Below are 25,386 nucleotides of genomic sequence, written 5' to 3'. Positions count from 1 at the left end.
TTCTTCAGGCCGCGCGGCGGATGAGGATATGCTTCTTCTTGCCGAGCGAGAGCTTGATTACCCCATCGGCGGTGATCTCGCCGCTGCCGATCAGCTTGCGCTCATCGCTGACAGCCTGATCGTTGACGCGAACCGCGCCGCCCTGGACGTGACGGCGCGCTTCGCCATTCGAGGCGGCAAGCCCGGCACGAACGATGAGCGAAAGCAGGCCGATGCCAGCGTCAAGCTCCGAGGCCGGAACCTCAACTGAAGGCAGGTTCTCGGCAAGTCCGCCTTCTTCGAATGTCTTGCGGGCGGTCTCCGCAGCCAGCTCTGCTGCTGGGCGGCCGTGCAAGATCGCAGTCACCTCGGTCGCCAGGATCTTCTTGACCTCGTTGAGCTCGGAGCCGGCGAGAGCCGACAGGCGCGAGACTTCATCCATCGGCAACGTCGTGTACAGCTTCAGGAAGCGGGAGACGTCCGCGTCTTCGGTGTTGCGCCAGTACTGCCAGAAATCATAGACGGACAGCATGTCCGCGTTGAGCCAAACCGCACCGGTCGCCGACTTTCCCATCTTGCCGCCGGAAGCAGTCGTCAGCAGCGGCGAGGTGAGTGCGTAAAGCTGTCCAGTCCCCATGCGGTGACCAAGGTCGATACCGTTGACGATGTTGCCCCACTGGTCCGATCCGCCCATCTGCAGACGGCATCCATAGCGTTTTGCCAGTTCGACGAAATCGTAGGCCTGGAGGATCATGTAGTTGAATTCGAGGAACGACAGCGACTGCTCGCGATCGAGACGCGTTTTCACACTGTCGAAGGCCAGCATGCGGTTGACCGAAAAGTGGCGGCCGACATCGCGCAGGAATTCGAGGTAATTGATCGAACGCAGCCATTCGGCGTTGTTGATCATCAGTGCGTCCTTCGCGCCTTCGCCATAGGCCAGATAATTCGAGAAGACCTGCTTGATCGAGGCGATGTTGCTCTCGATCGTATCGACAGTCATCAGCTGGCGCGCTTCGTCCTTGAACGAGGGATCACCGACCATGCCAGTGCCGCCACCCATCAGCGAGATGGCGCGATGGCCGGTAGCCTGCAGCCAGTGCAGCATCATGATTTGGATCAGGGAGCCAGCATGAAGACTGGGCGCCGTCGGGTCAAAGCCGATATAGGCCGTCACGGTTTCCTTGGCGAAGAGGTCGTCGAGGCCAGACTCATCGGAAATCTGATGAATGAAGCCGCGCTCTTTCAGCGTGCGGAGGAAATCGGATTTGAACTCGGACATGACCTTTTGCTCTCGGATCAGGATTTTCGGATTGGCTATTGTTGAAGCGTCGCGGCGCGTTTAGCACTGTTTTGCCGATCAGTCACCATTTGGCGGAAATCTTCCAGCGAGGTACAATGGGGAACATACGCACTGCAATTGGCCTGATGAGCGGAACGTCGATGGACGGGATCGACGTGGCACTGCTACGGACGGACGGACAGGCAATTGTCGAGCGTGGCCCGTTCCTCGGAGTCCCTTATGATGTGGCGTTCCGGGACCGGCTGAAGCAGGCGCTTGAGCAAGCCAAGGCCATCACGCGGCGTGAACAGCGACCGGGCGAGCTTGCGGAGATCGAAGGCGTACTAACCTTACGTCATGCATCTGCCGTTAGGGAGTTTCTCGTACTGAACAACCTGGACGCCGCGGCGATCGACGTTGTCGGATTTCATGGTCAGACGGTTCTGCACAGGCCGGATCAGGCACTGACAGTGCAGATCGGTGATGGTGTCTTGCTGGCGCGCGAGACCGGCATCACCGTCGTCCATGACATCAGGGCCAATGATATGGTGCATGGGGGCCAGGGCGCGCCGCTGGTTCCAATCTACCACGCCGCGCTGGCGCGCAATCTCAAGGACGCAAGGCTGCCCGTCTGTTTCGTCAACATCGGCGGGATCTCGAACCTCACCTACATCGGTGCCGATAACCTTATTCTCGGCTACGATAGCGGGCCGGGCAATACGCTAATCGACCAGTGGGTCGAAACCCACGCCGGCATCCCGTTCGATCAGGGCGGCATGATTGCGTCGGAAGGCAAGGTCATCGACGACCTAGCGGATCGTTACCTGAGCAACCCGTTTTTCACGGCCGAGCGACGCCGATCGCTGGACCGCAACGACTTTCCGCCGCCCTCTGGCTTCGATGCGGAGCTCGCAGATGGGGCAAGGACGCTTGCCTACGTGGCGGCGGCATCGATCATCAAATCGGCGGGTCACCTGCCGGTGACGCCAGCGCTCTACGTCGTTTGTGGCGGTGGTCGCCTGAACCGGATCCTGATGAACGACCTGGCGGATCTTGCCCGCGGACAAGGCGCGGATGTGATGTCTGCCGAGCAGGCTGGCTTCGACGGCGACGCGATCGAGGCGGAGGCCTGGGCCTATCTCGCCGTTCGGTCGCTTGACGGATTGCCATTGACGTTTCCCGGGACAACGGGCGTGCGCGCGCCGACGAGCGGCGGAGTTGTGGTGAAGCCGTGATGCAGCCGGCCATTCTGGAGACACCGCGCCTGGCCGCGGTCATGTGGGAACCTGACGATGCGGGCCTGATCCAGGAGGCTTCATTCAACGATCGAGACGACCCGATACCTTTTCCGTGGTCGCGTGAGAACGTTGCGCGGCTGGTTCGGCGAGCAGGCGCGCCGGACGGAACCACGAAATACAAGATCCTCATTCGCGAACGGCCGTTTCATTGGCCGCGCGGGTTATCGCAATTTGGCGGTGAGCGGCAGGATTTCGAACTCGGCTATTCGCTTCGGCAGCAGGACGGTTGCAAGGGCTATGCGACCGATATTGCCAACGGACTGGCGGACTGGTTCTTCAGACGGAAATTCGCGCAACAGTTCATCGCCTTCACCCATCCGGGCCCATACAGCATCCCAGCATGTCCTGACGAATCGGCATGCGGAGCCCGCATGCCAATGATCATTGACGGATTGGCTTGTCCGACGTTCGAATTGACCGCCGGGATTCGGTCGGCCTAGCGGATGCGCTTGGCGGCCGGTTCTGGCACCAGTTCGCCATTCAGGCGGCGATCGAGATAGTCCTCGCATTCGCCCATCAGGGTCTCGACCTGACCGTTGAAGAAGTGATTGGCGCCCGGCACCGTGCGGTGCGTGATCAGGATGCCCTTCTGGGTTTTCAGCTTCTCGACGAGGCCGTTCACGTCCTTCTCCGGTGCCACCTTGTCGGCGTCGCCATTGATGATCAGGCCGGAAGACGGGCAGGGTGCCAGGAACGAGAAGTCGTAGGTGTTCGGCTGCGGCGCTATCGACATGAAGCCTTCGATTTCCGGGCGACGCATCAGAAGCTGCATGCCGATCCAGGAGCCGAAGGAATAACCGGCGACCCAGCAGGTTTTCGAATCAGGGTGCAGGCTCTGAACCCAGTCGAGCGCGGACGCGGCATCCGAGAGTTCGCCGGCGCCATGGTCAAATTCGCCTTGGCTGCGGCCGATTCCCCGGAAGTTGAAGCGCAATGTCGTGAACCCGCGCTTCTGGAACATGTAGAAGAGCTGGTAGACGATCTGGTTGTTCATCGTGCCGCCGAACTGCGGGTGCGGGTGCAGAATGAGGGCAATCGGCGCGCTTTTTTCCTTGGAGGGCTGGTAGCGGCCTTCAAGGCGGCCTGCAGGGCCGTTGAAAATGACTTCGGGCATCGGTACTCCGGCTTTTATTTCTTCCCGTTCACTCTGCGCAGACTTGACGGATGTTGTCAGCTTTTCTAAAACGCAGTTTAGAACAATTCGAAACTTGCATGGCGATCCACGCATTGTGGATGTGTCATAAGGCAAGCCCGGCCGACTTTTCAAGGAAAATGAGCCGAGGCGCCTCGCAAGGACCTAGCGCAGGACGAAAGATCATGGCGTCGTCACGCCTTTATCTCGATTGGAACGCGACATCGCCGCTGCATCCAGCAGCCCGCGAGACTGTCCTGCGCGCGCTCGATCTCTTCGGTAACCCGAACTCCGTACATGGCGAAGGTCGTGTCGTACGTGCCGCTATTGAAGGCGCACGCCGGCAGGTGGCGGCTTTGACCGGCGCCGATCCAGCACATGTGATCTTTACCAGCGGCGCCACTGAGGCAGCCAATATGGTGCTGACTCCGGATTTCCGAATGGGTCGCACACCGCTTGTCGTCGGCCATCTATACTATTCGGCAATCGAGCATCCCGCGATCCGCGAGGGGGGCCGTTTTTCGAAGGCCAGCATGACGGAGGTCTTGGTGACGTCGTCTGGTGTAGTCGATCTCGATGCGCTGCGCCTGCTGCTTGCCGCGCACGATACGTCGACCGGTCTGCCGATGGTCGCCATCATGCTGGTCAACAATGAAACCGGCATCGTTCAGCCGATTAAAGAAGCGGCCGAGATCGTGCACGCACATGGCGGTCTACTCGTGGTGGATGCCGTTCAGGCCGCCGGCCGGCTGAAGCTCGACAGCGATCTCGGCGCCGACTTCATGATCGTGTCGTCGCACAAGATCGGCGGTCCCAAGGGTGCCGGCGCGCTCGTCACACGCGGTGAGGTTTTGATGCCTTGTCCACTGATCCATGGTGGTGGCCAGGAGAAGGGTCACCGGTCGGGGACGGAGAATTCGCTGGCGGTGATCGGCTTTGGCGCTGCCGCGCAGGCCGCTGCCGATGAGTTCGAGGAGCGAAACCAGACCGTGTCGCTGTTGCGCGACCGTCTGGAGGCCGGAATGCGCTTCGCGGCACCTGATGTGATCATTTACGGCGCGGATGGGGTGCGTGTTTCGAACACCATTTTTTTCACGCTTCCGGGCCTAAAGTCCGAGACGGGACAGATCGCTTTCGATCTTGAAGGAGTGGCGCTTTCTGCAGGCTCTGCCTGCTCCTCCGGGAAGGTCGGCGAAAGCCACGTTCTGACCGCCATGGGCCACGATCCGAAGCTTGGCGCGCTTCGCATCTCGCTCGGCTTTGCAACAACGGATGCGGACATTGCCAAGGCGGTTGCCGCCTTCACGAAAATCGCCGCCCGGCGCAAGCCGGCCGGTGAGGCGGCATGACCGTTTCATAAATTTGCCGAAACGCAAATTTCCACTTGCCATTCGGGCTGAAAAGTCCCTTTTGGCCACTTACATAGAGGGCAAGTCAAATTGCCCGACGACAAGCTGCCGGACCTTTTATCCGGCAAGATTGGAGAACGACATGCCAGCCGTCCAGGAAACCGTTGATCGCGTCCGCGAAATCGACGTTGACCAGTACAAATACGGTTTCGAGACCATTATCGAAATGGATAAGGCACCCAAGGGCCTTTCCGAGGACATTATCCGCTTCATCTCCGCCAAGAAGCAGGAGCCGGAGTGGATGCTGGAATGGCGCCTGGAAGCCTACAAGCGCTGGCTGACTCTCGAAGAGCCGACCTGGGCACGCGTCGACTACCCGAAGATCGATTTCAACGACATTTACTACTACGCCGCACCGAAAAGCACGCCGGGTCCGAAGTCGCTCGACGAGGTCGATCCGGAACTTCTGAAGGTCTACGAAAAGCTGGGCATTCCGCTCATGGAGCAGGAAATCCTCGCCGGCGTCGAGAGGCCGAGGATTGCCGTCGATGCGGTCTTCGATTCCGTCTCGGTCGTGACCACATTCAAGGACGAACTGAAAAAGGCCGGCGTGATCTTCATGTCGATCTCCGAAGCCATCCGCGAACATCCTGACCTAGTGAGGAAATATCTCGGCACCGTCGTGCCGACGAGCGACAACTACTACGCGACTCTGAACTCGGCGGTCTTCACGGACGGCTCGTTTGTGTTCGTGCCGAAGGGTGTTCGCTGCCCGATGGAATTGTCCACCTACTTCCGTATCAACGAGAAGGGCACCGGCCAGTTCGAACGCACGCTGATCATCGCGGAGGAAGGAGCCTACGTCTCCTATCTCGAAGGCTGCACGGCGCCGCAGCGCGACGAAAACCAGCTCCATGCTGCCGTTGTAGAGCTCGTTGCGCTCGATGACGCCGAGATCAAGTATTCGACGGTCCAGAACTGGTATCCGGGCGATGCCCAGGGTAAGGGCGGCATCTACAACTTCGTCACCAAGCGCGGCGATTGCCGTGGCGATCGGTCGAAGATTTCGTGGACGCAGGTCGAAACCGGTTCGGCGATCACCTGGAAGTACCCATCCTGCATCCTGCGCGGTGACGACAGCCGCGGCGAGTTCTACTCGATTGCCGTTTCCAACGGCCATCAGCAGATCGACAGCGGCACCAAGATGATCCACCTTGGCAAGAATACCTCGAGCCGCATCGTCTCTAAGGGCATTGCAGCCGGCGTTTCGCAGAACACCTATCGCGGCCAGGTCTCGGCCCACCGCAAGGCGTCGAACGCGCGCAACTTCACGCAGTGCGATTCGCTGCTCATCGGCGACAAGTGCGGTGCGCACACGGTGCCGTACATCGAGGCGAAGAATTCGACGGCGCAGTTCGAGCACGAAGCGACGACCTCGAAAATTTCCGAGGACCAGTTGTTCTACTGCCTGCAGCGGGGCATTCCGACCGAAGCTGCGATCGCCCTGATCGTCAACGGCTTCGTCAAGGAAGTCCTGCAGGAGCTGCCGATGGAATTCGCCATCGAGGCACAGAAGCTGATCAGCATCTCGCTCGAAGGATCGGTAGGTTAGGGAACCTTTCATCGTCATCCTCGGGCTTGTCCCGAGGATCTGCCTTCGTGGATATTGGATGAGTAGCTTCGTCTGACAGACCGCGGGGTGTGATTTACACCGGTGTCACCAGTGATTTGCACAAGCGCATTGGGAGCATCGCAACGAAGTGCAAAAGTTTTTCACAGAGAGAGCCAAGAACCTTGTTCGGTTTGAGAGCCATCGGAACATCGCGTTTGCAATACAGCGCGAGAAACCTCTGAAACGCTATGTACGCGAATGGAAACTTGAGGTCATCGAGGGCTTTAATTCGACTTGGTTCTCCACGAGCGCATCGATGAAATCGAGAATGTCTACCGGCCGCATGAAAATACGCGGCAGTGGAGTGACTATAATTGAAGGTTTAGATCCTCGGGACAAGCTCGAGGATGACGGATCGAGACCGGTGTCAGACGGTCAATAAGGCGGACCTGGGCCGCTACGAACAGGAAACTAGAAATGCTTGAAATCAAGAATCTACATGCCCGCATCGCCGAAGACGGCACCGAGATCATCCGTGGCCTGAACCTGACGGTAAAGGCCGGCGAGGTGGCCGCCATCATGGGCCCGAACGGCTCCGGCAAGTCGACGCTTTCCTACATCCTGTCGGGGCGCCAAGACTACGAAGTGACCGAAGGCGACATTCTTTACAACGGCGAGAGCATCCTCGAGCTCGACGCTGCCGAGCGCGCCTCCAAGGGCATCTTCCTTGCCTTCCAGTATCCGGTCGAAATCCCGGGCGTTGCCACCATGCAGTTCCTGAAGGTTGCGATGAACGAGCAGCGCAAGGCACGTGGTGAAGAAGAACTGAAGACGCCCGATTTCATGCGCCTCGTCAAGGATGCTGCGGCGAAGTTGCAGATCAACACAGAGATGCTGAAGCGTCCGCTGAACGTCGGCTTCTCCGGCGGCGAAAAGAAGCGCGCCGAAATCCTGCAGATGGCGCTGCTGCAGCCACAGCTTTGCGTGCTCGACGAGACCGATAGCGGTCTCGATATCGACGCGCTGAAAATCGTGGCTGACGGTGTGAACGCCTTGCGATCGCCGGATCGTGCCGTCATCGTCATCACCCACTACCAGCGCCTGCTGGACTACATCGTGCCTGATACCGTCCACGTTCTCTACAAGGGCCAGGTGATCAAGTCGGGCGACAAGACGCTGGCCCATGAACTGGAAGCCAATGGCTACGCCGACATTATCGGAGCGGCAGCCTGATACAGGCGGAAAGGACGAGTCTCATGAACATGCAGACGACGAGCCGCCTGACCGCCGCGGAAGCGGCGCTCATCGAGGCTTTCAACGATCAAATTGGCGAACTGCCCGGCGACGGCGCGGTCATCGCCATCCGCGACCGACTTCTGGACGACCTGAAAAAGTCGGGCCTGCCGACGCGCCGTATCGAGTCCTGGCACTACACTGACCTCAAGAACCTCCTGCGCGCCATTCCGGCGCAGGCCGGCGATGCTGGATCGGAGGCGCGGGATCCACTTGTCGAAGGTTCTTCGGTGCTCGCCGTGATCCAGGGTACGGCCGATCGCCACGGTCAGGCAGACGGTCTCGATATCTCGGCTTATTCGGCGCAACTGTCTGATGGCTCTGCCGCAGTCAGCCTTGGTGCGCTCGACAAGGACGACGCAGTCGGCCGGATCAACGGCAGCTTCGTGCGTGACGGCTATGTCATTGACGTGCCTGCCGAGACCGAGCTGACAGAGCCGCTGGAAATCCAGTTCGTTCACGCTGGCGGCCAGGCACATACGCGACTTCCGGTGAATTTTGGTTCCGCCGTTAAGGCCACGGTGATCGAGCGTCACCTGTCGGTGGCACCGGACTCGGCCCTCGTGTCTCACGTCAGTGACATCACCGTTGGCCAGGGCACAGAGCTGACCTGGATCATCCTGCAGCAGCAGGGCGTGGATGATACGCATCTGGGCCAGATCCGTGTCGAGCTCGGGGCCGATGCCAAGCTGAAGCTGTTCGTCATCAATGCCGGCGGCAAGCTGGTGCGTCAGGAGCTGCATATCAGGGTCACAGGCGAGGGCGCCGATCTGACTCTTCGCGGCATCAATCTACTTGGCGCCGAAACCCACACCGACGTGACGATGGTTCTCGGCCATAACGTACCGCATACGGGCTCGACGGAAGTGATTCGCAACGTGGTCTTCGATCGCGCCAAGGGCGTGTTCCAAGGCATGATCAGGGTTGCCCCTGACGCGCAAAAAACCGACGCGAAGATGGCGTGCAATACGCTGCTGATGTCTGACGACGCGGAATTCTCGGTGAAGCCGGAACTCGAGATCTTCGCCGACGACGTTCAGTGCGGCCACGGTGCGACGGTTGCAGATATCGACCATAACCACCTCTACTACCTCATGGCGCGCGGCATTCCGGAGAACAAGGCGCGGGCCATGCTCGTTAACGCGTTCGTTGTCGAGATCATCGAGGAACTGGACGACGAAGCACTGGTCGAGGCGCTGGAAGGCGTGATCTCGGCCTGGCTTGAAAAGCACGCCTGATCGGATCGCATCATGGATAAGATAGTGCCAGCCACCGCTTACGATGTCGAAGCCATTCGCAAGGATTTCCCTATCCTTGCGAGGGAAGTCTATGGCAAGCCGCTGGTCTATCTGGACAACGGCGCCTCCGCACAGAAGCCGCAGGTCGTCATCGACGCCGTGTCGCACACCTATTCCAACGAATATGCGAACGTGCATCGCGGCTTGCACTTCCTCTCCAATGCCGCCACCGACGCTTATGAGGGGGCGCGCGAAAAAGTTCGTCGCTTCCTGAATGCACCTGACGTCAACGACATCGTATTCACCAAGTCATCGACTGAAGCGATCAATACGGTGGCCTACGGCTGGGGCATGCCTGCTATCGGCGAGGGCGACGAGATCGTCCTCTCGATCATGGAGCACCACTCCAACATCGTGCCCTGGCATTTCATCCGGGAACGGCAGGGTGCCAAGCTCATCTGGGTGCCGGTCGATGACGAAGGCGCATTCCATATCGAGGATTTCGAGAAGCGCCTGACGGAGCGTACCAAGCTCGTTGCGATCACCCATATGTCGAATGCACTCGGCACTGTCGTGCCGGTGAAGGAAATCTGCCGAATTGCGCATGAGCGGGGCATTCCCGTGCTCGTCGATGGCTCGCAGGGAGCCGTGCACGTGCCCGTCAATGTCCAGGATATTGATTGCGATTGGTACGTGATGACCGGCCACAAGCTTTACGGCCCGTCGGGTATCGGCGTGCTTTACGGCAAGAAAGACCGGTTGCGCGAGATGCGCCCCTTCCAGGGTGGCGGAGAGATGATCTTCGAGGTGACGGAGGACAACGTTACCTACAACGAACCTCCGCATCGCTTCGAAGCAGGCACGCCGCCGATCGTTCAGGCGATCGGGCTCGGCTACGCGCTTGACTACATGGACAAGATCGGCCGCGAGGCGATCGCGCGCCATGAAGCCGATCTGGCTGCCTATGCGGCCGAGCGGCTGCAATCGGTCAATTCACTGCGTGTTTTCGGGACGGCGCCGGGCAAAGGTGGTATATTCTCCTTCGAGCTTGCGGGCATCCACGCCCACGACGTCTCGATGGTGATCGACCGGCAGGGTGTTGCGGTGCGCGCCGGTACTCATTGCGCGATGCCGCTCTTGAAACGCTTCGGCGTCACCTCCACATGCCGTGCGTCCTTCGGAATGTACAATAGCCGTGCCGAGGTCGATGCCTTGGCCGAAGCGCTGGAATATGCGCGCAAGTTCTTTGCTTAAGGAGTGTCCGTATGAGCCTGGACGAAAGCGAACAGAAGATCGACGTGCGCGAAGGTATCGTGCATTCCAGCATTCCGGCAGACGAGCTGGCTCGACTTAGCGACGACGTCATTTCGGCGCTGAAGACGGTCTACGACCCGGAAATCCCAGCCGACATCTTCGAACTTGGCCTGATCTACAAGATCGACATCGAAGACGACCGCATGGTGAAGATCATGATGACGCTGACGGCACCCGGTTGCCCTGTCGCCGGCGAGATGCCCGGATGGGTCGAGAACGCCGTCGGTGCCGTCGAAGGCGTATCTGGCGTGGACGTCGCGATGACCTTCGATCCGCCGTGGACGCCCGACCGCATGTCGGAAGAGGCGCAGGTTGCTGTCGGCTGGTATTGAAGCCTTAAGCCGCACGGTTTAGATTGAGACTCGAAGCGCCGGATCTTGACCCCGGTCGTGGAAGGAGAATGAGCCGATGGGCTTTGCAGTGATGAGCATGACTGAGACCGCCGCGGCGCGTGTTAAGACAATCGTCGAAAATTCCGGTTCGGAGGCTATGGGCATCCGCGTCGGCATCAAGAAGGGCGGTTGCGCCGGGATGGAATATACCATCGACATGGTGACCGAACCCAATGTCAAGGACGACCTGATCGAGCGCGACGGCGCGAAAGTGTGGATTGAGCCATCAGCGGTTCTCTATCTGCTCGGCACCGAAATGGGCTTCGAATCGACGACGCTGCGCTCCGGCTTCACTTTCACCAACCCCAACCAGACCTCGGCCTGCGGTTGCGGAGAATCCGTCGAATTGAAGCCTGCCGATCTGGCGGCGCTCGCTGCGCGCGGCGATGCCGTGGTGCCGGTCCACTGATTGTCACATTTTCTTGGGTTCTATCGAAGGCCGCCGTTTCGGGCGGCTTTTTTGTTGTGATCCTTTCCCACGCCCCGCTAAAGAGCATGCAATGGCCGCGCGCCGATGCCCGCAGAAAGGGAGCTGACTCAAGAAAATGCTGTTGCTGTTCGTGAAAGGCGCTCTACTGGGTGTCATCATCACCGCGCCGCTGGGACCGATCGGAATGCTCTGCGTCAACCGGACGCTGGAACGGGGCTTTGGGGCCGGATTTTCTTGCGGGCTCGGAACGGCGATCGGCGATGCCAGCTATGCGCTTATTGCGGTGACCGGTATTGCCGTCTTCGCCGAGACCATGTCAACCGCCACGCTTCCTCTGGCCATGGGCGGAGGAATGCTTCTGCTTTGGCTCGGCTATCGCGGTTTGACGCATGACCCGGGCAAGGCTGCGGAGATCGGCGCCGGCGGGCTTATGGGCACGACACTCGCGACCTTTCTGCTAACGATTTCCAATCCGGCCACGATTCTGTCTTTCGGCGCGTTGTTTGCCGGTTTCGGCTTGACTGAGGAGACGCGTCGTTTCAGCTCTGCCGTGATCGTCGGTGGCGTATTTTGCGGATCTCTTGCTTGGTGGTTCTGTCTCAGCGGTGCCGTCAGCCTTGCAAGGGACCGATTGCCCCGTGACTTCACGACAAAGGTCGTCCGAGGAACGAGCTATCTGCTGATCGTTTTCGGCTTCGTCGCGCTCGGCTCCGCGGCGAGTTCAATACTCGAATGAGCTGTGTAGCCATCCGCAGACTGGCCGCAGGGGCTTAATCACGCTTGATACTCATGAGCATGTCCCATAGATCGGCGCCGGCTCGAAGACCGTGGCGTTCGCCTTGTATCTCCGCGCCACCTCGACAAGGTCGGCCCTTTCCACGCGCCGTACCCCGGCGTGCCACTGTCGGAGACGTTTCCGGCAATCGAGCCGATCCTCTTCGACTGTGTCAACATTCCCGAAAGTGCCGTGTTCATGACGCTCGATATGTTCACTCGCAATCCCTCTCACATCGAATAAAAACCTTGTATACGCAAGGATTTAGGGAATGCTGAAGGCGTTGTACTACCCAATCATCAACCGATGGCCGATGACGTCTGGCACGACAGATGTTCCGTATTGGGACAAGAAATGCACGCCATGTCACGCGAGCATTGCCGAATGGGTCGGTTCCCAAGTTGGGACGCCAGCTCGGATGCCGGGGCACAAGACCAAGATGTTATGCGGGGCTAAGGGAAAGCCCGGCGGCTCACGCCTTGATGTCTATGCCGGCTTCGACAGCGGCTGCTACGAAGGCTTTTCGTGCGTCCTCGTTGGTGCGCTTACCCCTGATGACGTCGGCGCAGACCAGCAAGGCTTTGTCGAGCGCGGGGCCGTCTTCCGTCGGCCATTCCTCGATCATCGCCCAGGAGGCGGCCTGGGTGGTCGCTATGATCACGTACTGGCCGGGTTCCTCCAGCGCAAGCAGCACGGGCTCCGGCCAGAGCGCCTGGGTGAGATCGTTGTCGGATGTTGCCATGGTGACGGGTCGCCTGTTTCTACGTTGCGGGGTTTGCGTTGGGATGCATACCCCTCCCCAACCCCTCCCCACAAGGGGGAGGGGCATGAGGCGTGCTTATTCAGCCGCTTCGGCGTAGTCTTCCAGCGGCGGGCAGGTGCAGATCAGGTTGCGGTCGCCGAAGACGTTGTCGACGCGGTTGACCGGCGACCAGTATTTGTCGACGCGGAAGGCGCCGGGCGGGAAGCAGGCCTGTTCTCTGGAGTACGGACGATCCCATTCTCCAACGAGGTCTTCGACGGTATGCGGGGCGTTCTTCAGCGGGTTGTTGGCCTTGTCGGCGCGGCCTTCCTCGATGTCGCGGGCCTCCTGGCGGATCGCCAGCATTGCTTCGCAGAAGCGGTCGAGTTCGGCCTTGGTCTCGCTCTCCGTCGGCTCGATCATCAGCGTGCCTGATACTGGCCAGCTCATGGTGGGGGCGTGGAAGCCGCAGTCGATGAGGCGCTTGGCGACATCGTCCACCGACACGCCGCAGCTGTCGACCAGCGGGCGGGTGTCGATGATGCACTCATGCGCGACCCGGCCCGCCTCGGACTTATAGAGCACGTCGTAGGCGCCTTTCAGCCGTGCTGCGATGTAGTTGGCGTTGAGGATCGCGACCTTGGTCGCCTGCGTCAGCCCTTCGCCGCCCATCATCAGGCAGTAGCTCCAGGAGATCGGCAGGATCGACGCCGAGCCGAAGGCAGCCGCAGAAACCGCGCCGGAGCGGCCGTCGGTTTCCGGGTGACCGGGAAGGTAGGGTGCCAGATGCGCTTTGACGCCGATCGGGCCCATGCCCGGGCCGCCGCCGCCATGCGGAATGCAGAAGGTCTTGTGCAGGTTGAGGTGGGAAACGTCGGAGCCGATGTCGCCGGGGCGGGACAGGCCGACCATGGCGTTCATGTTGGCGCCGTCGAGATAGACCTGGCCGCCATTCTTGTGCACGAGGTCGCAGATTTCCTTGACTGTTTCTTCGAAGACGCCATGCGTGGAGGGGTAGGTGATCATGCAGCAGGATAGATTGTCTGCATGCTGCTCGGCCTTGGCGCGGAAATCATCAAGGTCGATGTCGCCGTTTTCGCGCACCTTCACGACGACAACCTTCATGCCGACCATCTGGGCCGAGGCGGGGTTCGTGCCGTGGGCCGAGGTCGGGATCAGGCAGACGTCGCGGTGGCCGTTACCGTGGGCGATGTGGTAGTTGCGGATCGTCAGCAGGCCTGCATATTCGCCCTGCGCGCCGGAATTCGGCTGCATGGAGAAAGTGTCGTAGCCGGTCACGGCACAGAGCTTCTCGATCAGGTCATCTATCATCTCGCGATAGCCGAGCGCCTGATCGGAAGGAACGAAGGGGTGGATATCCGAGAATTCCGGCCATGTAATCGGCAGCATTTCGGCTGTCGCGTTGAGCTTCATCGTGCAGGAACCGAGCGGGATCATCGAGCGGTCGAGCGCCAGATCGCGGTCGGAGAGCCTGCGGATGTAGCGGGTCATCTCGCTTTCGGCACGGTTCATATGGAAGATCGGATGCGTCAGGTATTCGCTGGTGCGCGCGAGGCCCTTCGGCAGCCGATAGCTCGGCTCGAAATCTGCGACGGCGAAGTTGCCGCCGAAGGCGCGCCAGACAGCTTCCAGCGTTGCCGGCCGGGTGCGCTCGTCAAGGCTCATGCCGATTTTCGTGGCACCGACCTTGCGCAGGTTCACACCCTCGGCGACGGCTGCGCGCAGGATGACGCCCTGCATGTGGCCGACATCGACGGTGATGGTGTCGAAAAAGGCTTCCGGCTCGATGGTGTAGCCGAGCTTTTCAAGGCCCTTGGCCATCAGGACTGCCTTCTGGTGGACCTGCTGGGCGATCGCCTTTATGCCCTTTGGACCGTGGAATACGGCGTACATGGAAGCCATGACAGCGAGCAGGACCTGCGCGGTGCAGATATTCGACGTCGCCTTTTCGCGACGGATGTGCTGTTCGCGAGTCTGCAGCGACAAGCGATAGGCGCGGTTGCCGCGAGCATCGACCGAGACACCGACGAGGCGGCCGGGCATCGAGCGCTTATGCGCGTCCTTGACCGACATGTAGGCTGCATGCGGGCCGCCGTAGCCGACCGGAACGCCGAAGCGCTGCGAATTGCCGATAGCAATGTCGGCGCCCATTTCCCCGGGCGATTTCAGCAGCGTCAGCGCCAGGATGTCGGCAGCGACGATGGCGATGGCGCCGGTCTGGTGGAGGCGCGAGATCAGGCCGGTGAAATCATGCACATGGCCATGCGTGCCCGGATACTGGAAGATGGCGCCGAAGACGTCGACCGGGTCGAGATCGGTGAAGGGGTTACCTGTTATGACGCTCCAGCCGAGCGGCTCGGCGCGGGTCCTGATCAGCTCGATCGTTTGCGGATGGCAGGCGGCGTCGACGAAGAAGGCCTTGGCCTTGGCCTTCGACTTGGAGACGCGCTCGGCCATGGCCATGCCTTCGGCGGCAGCCGTTGCTTCGTCGAGCAGCGAGGCGTTGGCGACGTCGAGGCCGGTGAGGTCGCAGATCATCGTCTGGTAGTTCAGCAGTGCTTCCAGGCGGCCCTGGCTGATCTCGGGTTGGTAGGGCGTGTAGGCCGTATACCAGGCAGGATTTTCAAGGATGTTGCGCTGGATGACCGGCGGCGTGATCGTGCCGTAATAGCCCTGGCCAATCAGCGAGACGAGAACCTTGTTCTTATTGGCGGTCTCGCGCAGCTTGTCGAGCGCCTCGCGTTCCGTCATCGGCGCGCCCCAGACGAGGGGCGCCTTCTGGCGGATGGAGGGCGGCACGGTGGCGTCGATCAGTCCGTCGAGGCTGCTGTAGCCGATGACGCCAAGCATGTCCGTCATTTCGGCCGGGGACGGGCCGATGTGGCGACGGTTGGCAAAGTCGTAGGGCTGGTAGTCGGTAAACTGGAATTCTGTCGGCGTCGTCATTACGCGGTGAGCTCCTTGTAGGCTGCCTCGTCGAGCAGGCCATCGGCATCGGCAGCGTTGGCAAGCTTCAGCTTGAAGAACCAGCCTGCGCCCTGCGGATCGGAATTCACCAGCGACGGATCGGCGACAATGGCCGGGTTCACTTCGGTGATCTCGCCATCAAGCGGACAATAGACGTCGGAAGCAGCCTTCACGGATTCGACGGTCGCGGCATTGTCGTTCTTGGAGAAGGTCGCGCCGACTTCAGGCAGCTCGACGAAAACCAGATCGCCGAGCTGCTCGACGGCGTAATTGGTGATCCCGACCGTCGCAACGCCGCCTTCGATCTTCAGCCATTCGTGTTCTTCGGTAAATTTCAGCATTGTTCGTCCTCTCTGGAAAAGGTTCAGCGTTTGTAGGTCGGCGTGATGAAGGGCAGCAGGCTGACGGCGATGGGCAGATACTTGCCGCGCACCTCGGCGTAGATTTCAGTTCCCGCGGCAGCGTGTGAGACGGGGACGTAGCCCATGGCGACAGGGCCTTCGACGCTCGGGCCGAAGCCGCCCGAAGTGACTTCGCCAATCTCGGTTTTTCCCTCGGGATCGGCATAGAGCTTGGCCTTGCTGCGCACCGGCGCCTTGCCTTGCGGCTTTAGGCCGACGCGGCGCCGCGTGGCGCCGTGGTCGATTTGGGAAAGAATGCGGTCGGCACCGGGGAATCCGCCGGCGCGGGCTCCGCCGGTCTTGCGGGCCTTCTGCATACTCCATTCAAGGGCAGCTTCAACGGGCGTCGTCGTGGTGTCGATGTCGTTGCCATATAGGCAGAGGCCGGCTTCCAAGCGCAGCGAATCGCGGGCTCCAAGGCCGATCGGCTGCGCGTCAGGATGCTCGAGGAGGCGCTTGGCGATGTCTTCAGCCATTTCGTTCGGCACTGAGATTTCGTAGCCGTCCTCGCCACTATAGCCGGAGCGCGACACGAGACAGGAAACGTCGTGGAGACGGCAGTGGAGCACGTCCATGAATTTCATCGAGGCGACATCCGCCCAGAGTTCGGCAAGAACATCGACCGCCCGCGGCCCCTGAAGCGCGATCAACCCCCGGTCAAGCAGCGTGATATCGCAGTGAGCGCCAATATGCTTCTCTAGATGCCCGAGGTCAGCCTCCTTGCGGGCCCCATTGACGACGACGAAGAGGTGCTCGTCTACATGCGTGATCATCAGATCGTCGAGGATGCCGCCATTGTCGTCGGTGAAAAAACCGTAGCGCTGGCGACCTTCTGCGAGGCCAAGAATATCGACGGGAACGAGGCTCTCGAGTGCAAGTGCCGCATCCTCATACTTGCCCGACTTCGCCTTGATGACGACCTGGCCCATGTGAGAGACATCGAAAAGGCCGGCAGCCGCACGCGTCTGCAAATGTTCCTTCATGACGCCGGCGGGATATTGCACGGGCATGTCATAACCGGCGAAGGGCACCATACGGGCGCCGAGCGACACATGCAGTTGATGCAGCGGGGTTTTCTTGAGGGCAGCAGTATCGTCCAACGACGCCTCCGGGGTTTGCGCGTGGAATTCCATGCGCGGGCTCAAACTTTCAGGCGCAGCTACGCCTTGTCTTTCGAGCCCCCTCTGTCCCTTCGCCTGAGATTGTTATCCCTTCGGCGAGCGTTTCGAGAACGCTTCTCTCCAGAGTTCCGTCTGCCCCTTGCTGGTCCTTTGGCCTGAGAGTTTCCGGGGCGGTTGCTCCTTCGGCACCGATCGCAAGCAGACCGGCTTCTCCCAACAAGGTTGAGCGCAATTATCTGGCCATGACGGTACTTGGCAAGGGGGAATGTCGCCGTCGAACAAATTTTTGTCGCGTCACCCGGAATACGGATGAAGAGCACCGAGTCCTGGGCGCGGTCAGACGTCCTTGTAGAACTGCAGCGCCTGCTTCAATCCCGATTGCGGCTGCTTCTGTCCCATGGTCATGAGGTCGAGGGCCACTTCCGTGGATTGTATGACGTTGGGAGTTTCATCGATGTCGTGGCCATTGTCGCGTTTGGTCTTTCGGTCGGCGGCGCGACGCGCTTCTTTTGCGGTCGTACTCGCTGACACGCGAGGAGGGATCCGCAGCGTTTCGAACGCTGCGGCAGCTGTGCTTGCGGATATGCTGCCGACTAGAACTGTCATTTCATAACTCTACCGGACAGCCGGTTCGCGACAGGCTAAGAAAAACCATAGCATTTTATGCAGTCCCAATTCCGGCTTGATACTGTCCAGCGGAGAATTGGATTTTGCCCTCGGGCGCGATAAACCAAGCGCATGACTCAAGCTCTCCTTGTCGCATTTGGCGGCGCAATCGGTTCCGTTCTCAGATACTATGTCGGTCAGTGGGCGCTCCGGGCGATGGGGCCTGCGTTTCCTTGGGGGACGCTGACCGTCAATGTCGTCGGCTGTTTCCTGATCGGCGCCTTCGCCGAAATGATCGCGCGCAGGTTCGACGCTTCGCCGGAACTGCGATTGTTTCTTATCACAGGATTCCTCGGCGGTTTCACGACGTTCTCCGCCTTCTCGCTCGATGCTATCTCGCTCTTCGAACGCGGCGCTGCGTTGGCCGGCGCGGTCTACATAGTAGCGAGCGTCGGCCTTTCCATGGCTGCCGTCATCGCCGGTCTCGCGATCATGCGTGCAGTCTTCTGAGATTACGGTTTCCGTTTTCAGGGAAAATGCTCTAAAGCCTGCGACAAAGGCCGCGCTGGGCGCGAGCGACAGTTTTCCGAAAGAGTATTGATGGCTGGCATTGAACACATAAAGGTGGAACCGGACGAAGCGGGCATGCGGCTCGATCGCTGGTTTAAGATCCATTTCCCCGGGCTCGGCTTCGGTCCGCTTCAGAAACTCATACGCTCGGGTCAGGTGCGCGTCGATGGTGGACGCGTCAAAACCGATGCGCGCGTGCAGCCTGGACAAATGGTGCGCGTACCGCCGCTTGACGTCGATGCAAAGTTGAAGAACACGCCGATCGCTGGTCACGATCTGAAGCACTCGGGCGACTACGAGCTGCTGCAGCGCATGGTGTTGCATGAAGACGACAAGGTGATCGTGTTGAACAAGCCAGCCGGGCTTGCCGTTCAGGGCGGATCCGGCGTGACGCGGAATATCGACAAAATGCTGGAAGCCTGGACCAGCCCGAAGGGCGAGAAGCCGAGGCTGGTCCATCGCCTCGACCGCGATACGTCAGGTGTCCTCGTGATCGCCCGCACCCGAGGTGCCGCGCAGAAGCTGACGGCCGCCTTTCGCGAGCGTGACACCAAGAAGACCTACTGGTCGCTGGTCAGGGGCGTGCCGCGCAAGCACGAGGACAAGATCTCCACCTGGCTGGTGAAGGAGGCAACTGCCGACGGCGACCGTATGCGGGTTGCAAAGCACGGTGAAGACGGAGCCGATCACGCGATTTCCTACTATCGCGTCCTTGAAACGGCTGCACAGAACCTCGCTTGGCTTGAGATGGAACCCTATACGGGACGGACGCACCAGCTGCGCGTCCATGCGCTGCATATCGGCCATCCCATCATCGGCGACCCAAAGTATTTCATCGAGGATCCGAACTGGGACTTCCCCGGCGGCGTCCAGAAGAAGCTGCATCTGCATGCGCGCAAGATTGATATTCCGCATCCGTCGGGCGGACGGCTGCGGATCACCGCCCCCTTGCCGCCGCATATGGTGCAGACTTGGAACCTGCTCGGGCTTGATCTCGCATCGGCGGAACGGGAAGACCAGGAATGAAACTGGCGCTCTTCGATTGCGACGGAACGCTGGTCGACAGCGCAGCACTCATTCATGAGGTCATGGCGCGGACGTTTACGCATTTCGGCTACGACAGGCCCGACGTGTCGCTGACAAAGTCTATCATCGGCCTGACACTGGACATCGCGATCGCGCGCATGCAGGGAAAGCCGCATGTCGACGACGAGGCAGTGGCGATGACCGCGCACTACAAGGCGATCTACGTTGACGTGCGCGATGAGCCGGCCATGGACGTGATGCTGTTTGACGGCATCAGGCCACTCATCCAGACTCTTTCCAGCAAGGACGAGATCTTGATTGGTGCCGTAACCGGAAAGTCTCGACGCGGTCTCGTCCATATCCTTGAGACACACGGCTTTGCGCCGCATTTCATCGTTTCGCGTACGGCGGACGACTGCCCGTCGAAGCCGCATCCGGCCATGGTGATGGAGTGCTGCAGCGAAACGGGCGTGAATCCTGCCGATACCATTGTCGTCGGCGATGCCGTCTACGATATGCAGATGGCAAAGGCGGCGGGCACGACGGCGGTCGGGGTATCCTGGGGCTATGCCAGCGTCGAAGACCTGGTAGCCGCAGGTGCCGACAGCATCGCCTACCGCCCCGGCGACGTTTTGAAGCATTTTTCCTGAGGTGACGCCATGCGCGATCTGCTGAACGACATGTCCGAAGGACTGAGCAACCCCGACCCGATCCGCCGCGCGCAGATCCTGATGAAGAAGCCACTGCCGAAGCGTTTCTACAAGACTGTATCCATTGCCGCCCGCGACGAGAGATTTGCAGTCGAGCTCGACGGCAAGGCGGTACGGACACCCGCACGCCAGACTCTGGCTGTCTCGACGCCGGCGCTCGCGGAGCTGGTCGCCGCCGAATGGCAGGCACAGGTCGATGTCATCGATCCGGCAAAGATGCCGGTGACGCGGCTCGTCAATACGGCTATCGATGGCGTGGCCACGGATACGCAGGCCGTCTTCGACGACATAGTGCGCTTTTCGACCAGCGATCTCCTCTGCTATCGGGCCGACAGTCCCGATGCGCTGGTGCGACGGCAGGCTGAACGCTGGGATCCGGTGCTCGACTGGTGGGCAAATGACCTTGGCGCCCGCTTCATGCTGATCGAAGGCGTGATGCATCACGATCAGCCGCCCGAGGCAATTGCAGCCTTCTCGACTGCATTGCGTCGACACAGCGACGCAATGGCGCTCGCTGCCGTTCATACGATTACGACCCTGACCGGCTCCGCGTTGCTGGCGACTGCCTTTGCCGAAGGCTTTCTGCCGATGGAAGAGGTCTGGTCGCTTGCTCATTTGGATGAAGACTGGACAATCGAGCATTGGGGTAGTGATGAAGAGGCGGAACAGCGGCGGGCACTGCGTTTCGAAGAGTTCAAAGCGGCAGTGAATGTTTTTTTGGCGTTGAGAGACTGAAACAGGTTGCCTTGGTGCCTGTTATGGCGAGAATCTGCGATTCTATCGGGGGCGGGCGCGGGTTTTCCACATGGATTGGCTTAGGTCGTGTTTTTTTCGGGTCGCGTTTGTCTGCGTCGCGCTGACATCCTGCGCTACCTTCTTCTCGAGGGGGCAGCCTGCGCCTGTGTACGATGTCCGCAATGTCGTGGTACTGGCCGGCCCCAATATTCCGGCGGCGGTGCTTGCCGGAGTCGGCGATCGCGTCAACAAGGCAATCAATACGACAGTGCGAACCGAGGTCTACCCGCGCGTCGTTCTGACGATTCGCGTCCTTTCGGTTGAGAAGGGACAGGGCTACGACAAAAAGCACAGCGTCGCCAAGGTTGCTGTTGATGCCGCATCGGTGGATGACGGTACGGTTATTGCAGTCAGCTCGTTCGAGGTGAGCAGTCTATCGAACAGCGCAACGGCAGCCGACGAAATTCTGGCTGAGGACATCGCTGCCCGGATACGTTCCATATTTTCCCTTAGGGCCGGACGCGCATAAAACATGAGCCGCATGTGCGGCGAGGAGTATCCATGAAGGAAATTCTCGTAGAACTCGAGCGTCGCCGCGGTGTCGCGAGGTTGGGCGGAGGGCAGCAGCGCATCGATGCGCAGCACAAGCGCGGCAAGTTGACGGCGCGCGAGCGTATCGACCTGTTCCTCGACGAAGGGTCGTTCGAGGAGTTCGACATGTTCGTCGAACATCGGTCGACCGATTTTGGCATGGACAAGAGTCGAATCGCCGGTGATGGCGTCGTGACAGGCTGGGGAACAGTCAGCGGCCGAACCGTTTTCGTGTTCGCCAAGGACTTCACGGTGTTCGGAGGCTCGCTTTCGCAGGCGCATGCCGAAAAGATCATGAAAGTCCAGGATATGGCGTTGAAGAACCGCGCGCCGATCGTTGGAATTTATGATGCCGGGGGTGCGCGGATCCAGGAAGGTGTGGCAGCACTAGGTGGCTATGCCGAGGTTTTCCAGCGCAACGTGCTGGCATCTGGCGTCATCCCCCAGATTTCCGTCATCATGGGGCCGTGCGCCGGCGGGGATGTCTATTCGCCTGCCATGACCGACTTCATCTTCATGGTTCGCGACAGTTCCTACATGTTCGTGACCGGCCCCGACGTGGTGAAGACGGTCACGAACGAGACGGTGACGGCGGAGGAGCTTGGCGGCGCGTCGGTGCATACGACACGGTCTTCGATTGCCGATGGGGCATATGACAACGATGTCGAGGCGTTGCTGCAGGTGCGCAGGCTGATCGATCTGTTGCCGCAATCGAACACTTCCGCCGTTCCGGAAATCGATTGCTATCAGTCGGTGACAGAAGCGGATGCCTCGCTGGATACATTGGTGCCTGCGAACGCCAACAAGCCCTATGACATCAAAGAACTAATCCTGAAGACCGTGGACGAGGCGGACTTCTTCGAAATCCAGGCGAGCTTCGCCAGAAACATCGTCTGTGGCTTCGGGCGGATCGAGGGATCGACCGTCGGCTTTATCGCTAACCAGCCGATGGTGCTCGCCGGTGTGCTCGACAGCGATGCATCGCGCAAAGCGGCGCGCTTCGTGCGCTTCTGCGACTGTTTCAACATTCCGATCGTGACGTTCGTCGACGTGCCTGGCTTCCTGCCGGGTACGGCGCAGGAGTATGGCGGCCTGATCAAGCACGGCGCCAAGCTGCTCTTTGCCTATGCCGAGGCGACCGTTCCGAAACTCACCATCATTACACGCAAGGCGTTCGGCGGCGCCTATGACGTCATGGCGTCCAAACACCTTCGCGGCGACCTCAACTATGCCTGGCCGACAGCGCAGATCGCGGTCATGGGTGCCAAGGGCGCGGTCGAGATCATCTTCCGCAAGGACATCGCCGATCCGGAAAAGATCGCTGCGCATACGAAGATGTACGAGGACCGTTTCCTATCACCTTTCGTCGCTGCCGAGCGCGGCTATATCGACGAGGTTATTATGCCGCATTCGACACGCAGGCGGCTTGCGCGCGGTCTCAAGATGCTTCGTAACAAAGATCTGGCCAATCCGTGGAAGAAACACGACAACATTCCACTCTAAAGAGTAAAAATGGGGAAAACAAAACAACATCAAGAGGAAGTGATCGCGCGTCAGCGATCCGTGTCTTCATTCCTTTCTGTGAAGCAGCTAACGCTCTGCTGTCATTACACAAAAGGAGAGTTTTCATGTCGAGTTTTGAACGTCTGAGCGCATATCAGCCCTATGCGCTTGCCGCTCTCAGGATCATTGCCGCCTTGTTGTTTATCGAGCATGGCACGATGAAGCTTTTTGCTTTCCCCGCCACGCAGATGGAGGGCTCGCTGCCGCCTCTGATGCTTTTTGCCGCTCTTCTTGAAGTAGTCGGCGGTATCCTTATTTTGATCGGCTTCTTGACGCGACCCGTTGCCTTTATCCTCTCCGGCCAGATGGCCTTCGCCTATTTCATGGCGCACTACCCGAAGAGCTTCTATCCCGCTCTGAATGGTGGCGATGGCGCGGTCCTGTTCTGCTTCATCTTCCTGTTCTTCGTCTTTTCTGGCGCCGGGGCCATTTCGGTCGATCAGAGTAAAACTGCCTGAGAGAAAGAGCTGTGGCCGACGACTTGGCCACAGCATCGTCTCATCCCGTCAATTTCAGGCCAGCGATGCCGGCGACGATCAACCCGATGCAAAGCAGGCGTAAAGCGGTCGCTTGGTCGCCAAGCAGCCAAATGCCAAGCAAGACGGTTCCAACCGTGCCGATGCCGGTCCACACGGCGTAGGCGGTGCCGATCGGCAGGGTCTTGACCGCAAGGCCCAACAGGATGACGCTTACCACCATCGAAATTGCAGTCAGGACGGTCGGAACAGGGCGCATGAATCCATCGGTGTATTTCAGACCTATCGCCCATCCGCATTCAAAAAGTCCGGCGAGAAACAGTAAAAACCATGCCATTCGTATTTCCTTATCAAGAGCAAGACCGCTCCCCGCGACTGCTTGCGTGCGTCTCCACACAAGGTAAGAAGGCGCATCGCCGCCATACCACCCGTTTCTTGCGCGCCTAGACCAGTCTTTCCGCGTGCCATCGCAGATGGTCGTCCATGAAGGTCGAAATGAAATAATAGGAGTGATCGTAGCGCTCGTGCATGCGCAGCGTAAGCTTGATGTCCGTCTTGGCGACAGCCTCTTCGAAGAGCCAAGGCCGGAGGCCGTTTTCGAGAAAGCCGTCGGCGTTGCCCTGGTCGATCAGGAAGTCCGGGAAGCGTGCACCGTCGCTTACCAGAGCGCAGGCGTCGTACCGGCGCCACGCGGCGCGATCCGCGCCCAGATATTTTTGCAGCGCGGGCGCGGACCAGTTGGCCGTCGAAGGCTCGACGATTGGCGCAAAGGCCGAGCAGCTCCTGAAACGTTCCGGGTTCCTGAGGGCTATGGTCATCGCGCCATGGCCACCCATGGAGTGACCGAAGATGCCCTGCCGGCTCATGTCGATGCGAAAGTGCTGGCTGACATAAGCGGGAAGTTCCTCGGTGATGTAGCTGTACATCTGGTAATTCTCGGACCAAGGCTCCTCTGTCGCATCGAGGTAGAATCCGGCGCCTTTGCCCATCTGCCAGTTGGTAAGTTCGTCGGGCACGTCATTGCCGCGCGGGCTCGTGTCCGGGCAGACGACGATGAGACCGAGTTCGGCGGCCATGCGCCGGTATTCACCCTTTTCCACGACGTTGGCGTGCGTGCAGGTCAGGCCCGAAAGGTACCAGAGAACAGGGCAGGGCTCCTTGGTGGCTTGTGGTGGTACGAAGACCGCAAATGTCATGTCGCATTTGCAGGTTTCGGAGGTGTGCGTGAATACGCCTTGCATGCCGCCGAAAGCGGTCGCCTGGGAAAGGACGTTCATTCTATTCTCCGGTCTTTGGGACAGCGGCCTTGGCGCGACGGCACAGCCGATCGAATGTTTCGAGGAAGCGAGATCGATCCTTCGGGCTGAAGGCGGCGTTATAACCCTTGCTTTCGCCGGTTTCCCTGAGATGGGCTCCAAGATCCCGCATGGCACTAGCCATGCCGATATTGGTATCGTCGAACACGCGGCCGGTCGGGCCGCTGACGAACGCACCTGTTGCGACACAACGAACGGCCAGAGGCACATCCGCGGTCACGACCAGGTCACCCGGTCCTGCGTGCTCGGCAATCCAGTTGTCGGCAGCGTCGAAGGCATTTGAGACGATGACGTTGCGGATCATCGGATCGCGCGATGGGCGCAGGCCGGAGTTGGCGACGAATGTCACCTCGATGGCATGGCGTTCGGCAACCTTCAATATTTCCGGCTTCACGGGACATGCGTCGGCGTCGACATAAATCATGCTAGGAACCTCGTCGGAGGACG

Annotated in this window: 27 protein-coding genes, 1 pseudogene and 1 riboswitch; of the genes and pseudogenes, 17 read left to right on the top strand and 11 right to left on the bottom strand. The window is 60.0% G+C overall.

What is annotated here, in order from left to right:
* Positions 1-4 precede the first annotated feature (4 nt).
* Positions 5-1,261, bottom strand: a complete 1,257-nt coding sequence (gene tyrS / locus AC1D2R_RS04285) for a tyrosine--tRNA ligase (RefSeq protein ID WP_477965087.1) — start codon at positions 1,259-1,261, stop codon at positions 5-7.
* Positions 1,262-1,377: 116 nt separating this feature from the next.
* Here tyrS and AC1D2R_RS04280 point away from each other — a divergent pair, with 116 nt between their 5' ends.
* Positions 1,378-2,496, top strand: coding sequence for an anhydro-N-acetylmuramic acid kinase (locus tag AC1D2R_RS04280; RefSeq protein WP_477965085.1), 1,119 nt, complete (start codon positions 1,378-1,380; stop codon positions 2,494-2,496).
* A complete protein-coding gene (locus AC1D2R_RS04275) occupies positions 2,496-2,999 on the top strand; it encodes a GNAT family N-acetyltransferase (RefSeq protein ID WP_477965083.1) in 504 nt (167 codons plus the stop codon). Before AC1D2R_RS04280 ends, AC1D2R_RS04275 begins: the two co-directional genes overlap by 1 nt.
* On the opposite strand, the gene AC1D2R_RS04270 is transcribed toward AC1D2R_RS04275, so the two are convergent.
* Positions 2,996-3,673 carry an alpha/beta hydrolase gene (locus tag AC1D2R_RS04270; RefSeq protein WP_018902229.1) on the bottom strand — a complete coding sequence of 226 codons (678 nt, stop codon included), beginning with the start codon at positions 3,671-3,673 and terminating at the stop codon, positions 2,996-2,998. The two genes, AC1D2R_RS04275 and AC1D2R_RS04270, sit on opposite strands and share 4 nt — an antisense overlap.
* A 203-nt stretch (positions 3,674-3,876) precedes the next feature.
* Here AC1D2R_RS04270 and AC1D2R_RS04265 point away from each other — a divergent pair, with 203 nt between their 5' ends.
* The 8 genes from AC1D2R_RS04265 (at position 3,877) to AC1D2R_RS04230 (ending at position 12,055) form a co-directional block, all read left to right on the top strand.
* Positions 3,877-5,040, top strand: coding sequence for a cysteine desulfurase family protein (locus AC1D2R_RS04265; RefSeq protein WP_477965081.1), 1,164 nt, complete (start codon positions 3,877-3,879; stop codon positions 5,038-5,040).
* 142 nt (positions 5,041-5,182) lie between these two features.
* Positions 5,183-6,652 carry a Fe-S cluster assembly protein SufB gene (sufB, locus tag AC1D2R_RS04260; protein ID WP_477965079.1) on the top strand — a complete coding sequence of 490 codons (1,470 nt, stop codon included), beginning with the start codon at positions 5,183-5,185 and terminating at the stop codon, positions 6,650-6,652.
* A gap of 477 nt (positions 6,653-7,129) precedes the next feature.
* A complete protein-coding gene (sufC, locus tag AC1D2R_RS04255; RefSeq protein ID WP_477965077.1) occupies positions 7,130-7,885 on the top strand; it encodes a Fe-S cluster assembly ATPase SufC in 756 nt (251 codons plus the stop codon).
* Positions 7,886-7,908: 23 nt separating this feature from the next.
* Entirely contained in the window at positions 7,909-9,183 is a 1,275-nt protein-coding gene (gene sufD, locus AC1D2R_RS04250; protein ID WP_477965075.1) for a Fe-S cluster assembly protein SufD, read from the top strand.
* A 12-nt stretch (positions 9,184-9,195) separates the two neighbouring features.
* Positions 9,196-10,437: a cysteine desulfurase gene (locus tag AC1D2R_RS04245; protein WP_477965073.1), complete on the top strand. Its 1,242-nt coding sequence runs from the start codon at positions 9,196-9,198 to the stop codon at positions 10,435-10,437.
* 11 nt (positions 10,438-10,448) lie between these two features.
* Positions 10,449-10,829, top strand: a complete 381-nt coding sequence (locus tag AC1D2R_RS04240) for an SUF system Fe-S cluster assembly protein (RefSeq protein WP_057468586.1) — start codon at positions 10,449-10,451, stop codon at positions 10,827-10,829.
* Between the two features lie 76 nt (positions 10,830-10,905).
* Positions 10,906-11,298, top strand: a complete 393-nt coding sequence (gene sufA / locus AC1D2R_RS04235; protein WP_477965071.1) for a Fe-S cluster assembly scaffold SufA — start codon at positions 10,906-10,908, stop codon at positions 11,296-11,298.
* A gap of 136 nt (positions 11,299-11,434) precedes the next feature.
* Positions 11,435-12,055: a LysE family translocator gene (locus AC1D2R_RS04230; protein ID WP_477965069.1), complete on the top strand. Its 621-nt coding sequence runs from the start codon at positions 11,435-11,437 to the stop codon at positions 12,053-12,055.
* A gap of 34 nt (positions 12,056-12,089) precedes the next feature.
* Here AC1D2R_RS04230 and AC1D2R_RS04225 read toward each other — a convergent pair.
* The 6 genes and pseudogenes from AC1D2R_RS04225 to AC1D2R_RS04200 form a co-directional block, all read right to left on the bottom strand.
* Positions 12,090-12,312, bottom strand: a pseudogene (locus AC1D2R_RS04225) (flagellar basal body rod protein).
* A gap of 254 nt (positions 12,313-12,566) precedes the next feature.
* Positions 12,567-12,836, bottom strand: a complete 270-nt coding sequence (locus AC1D2R_RS04220; RefSeq protein ID WP_477965067.1) for a DUF982 domain-containing protein — start codon at positions 12,834-12,836, stop codon at positions 12,567-12,569.
* A gap of 96 nt (positions 12,837-12,932) precedes the next feature.
* Entirely contained in the window at positions 12,933-15,803 is a 2,871-nt protein-coding gene (gene gcvP, locus AC1D2R_RS04215) for an aminomethyl-transferring glycine dehydrogenase (protein ID WP_477965065.1), read from the bottom strand.
* The gene (gcvH, locus tag AC1D2R_RS04210) at positions 15,803-16,165 is read right to left on the bottom strand and encodes a glycine cleavage system protein GcvH (RefSeq protein WP_477965063.1); all 363 of its coding nucleotides are present in this window, start codon (positions 16,163-16,165) and stop codon (positions 15,803-15,805) included. Before gcvH ends, gcvP begins: the two co-directional genes overlap by 1 nt.
* A 23-nt stretch (positions 16,166-16,188) precedes the next feature.
* Entirely contained in the window at positions 16,189-17,325 is a 1,137-nt protein-coding gene (gcvT, locus tag AC1D2R_RS04205; protein WP_477965061.1) for a glycine cleavage system aminomethyltransferase GcvT, read from the bottom strand.
* Positions 17,326-17,479: 154 nt separating this feature from the next.
* Positions 17,480-17,572, bottom strand: a riboswitch (glycine riboswitch).
* A 110-nt stretch (positions 17,573-17,682) separates the two neighbouring features.
* Complete coding sequence (locus AC1D2R_RS04200; protein WP_477965059.1) at positions 17,683-17,952, bottom strand: hypothetical protein; 270 nt, start codon at positions 17,950-17,952, stop codon at positions 17,683-17,685.
* A gap of 132 nt (positions 17,953-18,084) precedes the next feature.
* Between AC1D2R_RS04200 and crcB the strand changes: the two genes are divergently transcribed.
* The 7 genes from crcB to AC1D2R_RS04165 all read left to right on the top strand — a co-directional run bounded on the left by crcB (position 18,085) and on the right by AC1D2R_RS04165 (position 23,605).
* A complete protein-coding gene (gene crcB / locus AC1D2R_RS04195) occupies positions 18,085-18,462 on the top strand; it encodes a fluoride efflux transporter CrcB (RefSeq protein WP_477965057.1) in 378 nt (125 codons plus the stop codon).
* A gap of 90 nt (positions 18,463-18,552) precedes the next feature.
* Positions 18,553-19,548 (top strand): RluA family pseudouridine synthase, encoded by a 996-nt coding sequence (locus tag AC1D2R_RS04190; protein WP_477965055.1) that lies wholly within the window; start codon positions 18,553-18,555, stop codon positions 19,546-19,548.
* Positions 19,545-20,198, top strand: coding sequence for an HAD-IA family hydrolase (locus AC1D2R_RS04185; RefSeq protein ID WP_477965053.1), 654 nt, complete (start codon positions 19,545-19,547; stop codon positions 20,196-20,198). Before AC1D2R_RS04190 ends, AC1D2R_RS04185 begins: the two co-directional genes overlap by 4 nt.
* A gap of 9 nt (positions 20,199-20,207) precedes the next feature.
* Positions 20,208-20,993 (top strand): ATP12 family chaperone protein, encoded by a 786-nt coding sequence (locus AC1D2R_RS04180; RefSeq protein ID WP_477965051.1) that lies wholly within the window; start codon positions 20,208-20,210, stop codon positions 20,991-20,993.
* A gap of 70 nt (positions 20,994-21,063) precedes the next feature.
* Positions 21,064-21,522, top strand: a complete 459-nt coding sequence (locus AC1D2R_RS04175; protein ID WP_477965049.1) for a hypothetical protein — start codon at positions 21,064-21,066, stop codon at positions 21,520-21,522.
* Between the two features lie 32 nt (positions 21,523-21,554).
* Positions 21,555-23,087, top strand: coding sequence for an acyl-CoA carboxylase subunit beta (locus tag AC1D2R_RS04170; RefSeq protein ID WP_477965047.1), 1,533 nt, complete (start codon positions 21,555-21,557; stop codon positions 23,085-23,087).
* Between the two features lie 125 nt (positions 23,088-23,212).
* Positions 23,213-23,605 (top strand): DoxX family protein, encoded by a 393-nt coding sequence (locus tag AC1D2R_RS04165; protein ID WP_477965045.1) that lies wholly within the window; start codon positions 23,213-23,215, stop codon positions 23,603-23,605.
* Between the two features lie 40 nt (positions 23,606-23,645).
* On the opposite strand, the gene sugE is transcribed toward AC1D2R_RS04165, so the two are convergent.
* The 3 genes from sugE to AC1D2R_RS04150 all read right to left on the bottom strand — a co-directional run bounded on the left by sugE (position 23,646) and on the right by AC1D2R_RS04150 (position 25,363).
* A complete protein-coding gene (gene sugE / locus AC1D2R_RS04160) occupies positions 23,646-23,960 on the bottom strand; it encodes a quaternary ammonium compound efflux SMR transporter SugE (protein WP_477965043.1) in 315 nt (104 codons plus the stop codon).
* A 106-nt stretch (positions 23,961-24,066) separates the two neighbouring features.
* A complete protein-coding gene (fghA, locus tag AC1D2R_RS04155; protein WP_477965041.1) occupies positions 24,067-24,900 on the bottom strand; it encodes an S-formylglutathione hydrolase in 834 nt (277 codons plus the stop codon).
* 1 nt (position 24,901) lies between these two features.
* Positions 24,902-25,363 (bottom strand): YaiI/YqxD family protein, encoded by a 462-nt coding sequence (locus tag AC1D2R_RS04150; RefSeq protein ID WP_477965039.1) that lies wholly within the window; start codon positions 25,361-25,363, stop codon positions 24,902-24,904.
* Positions 25,364-25,386: the final 23 nt, after the last annotated feature.

It is taken from the genome of Rhizobium sp. P1_C7 (assembly GCF_056406295.1).
This window is presented reverse-complemented; position numbering and strand designations above follow the sequence as displayed.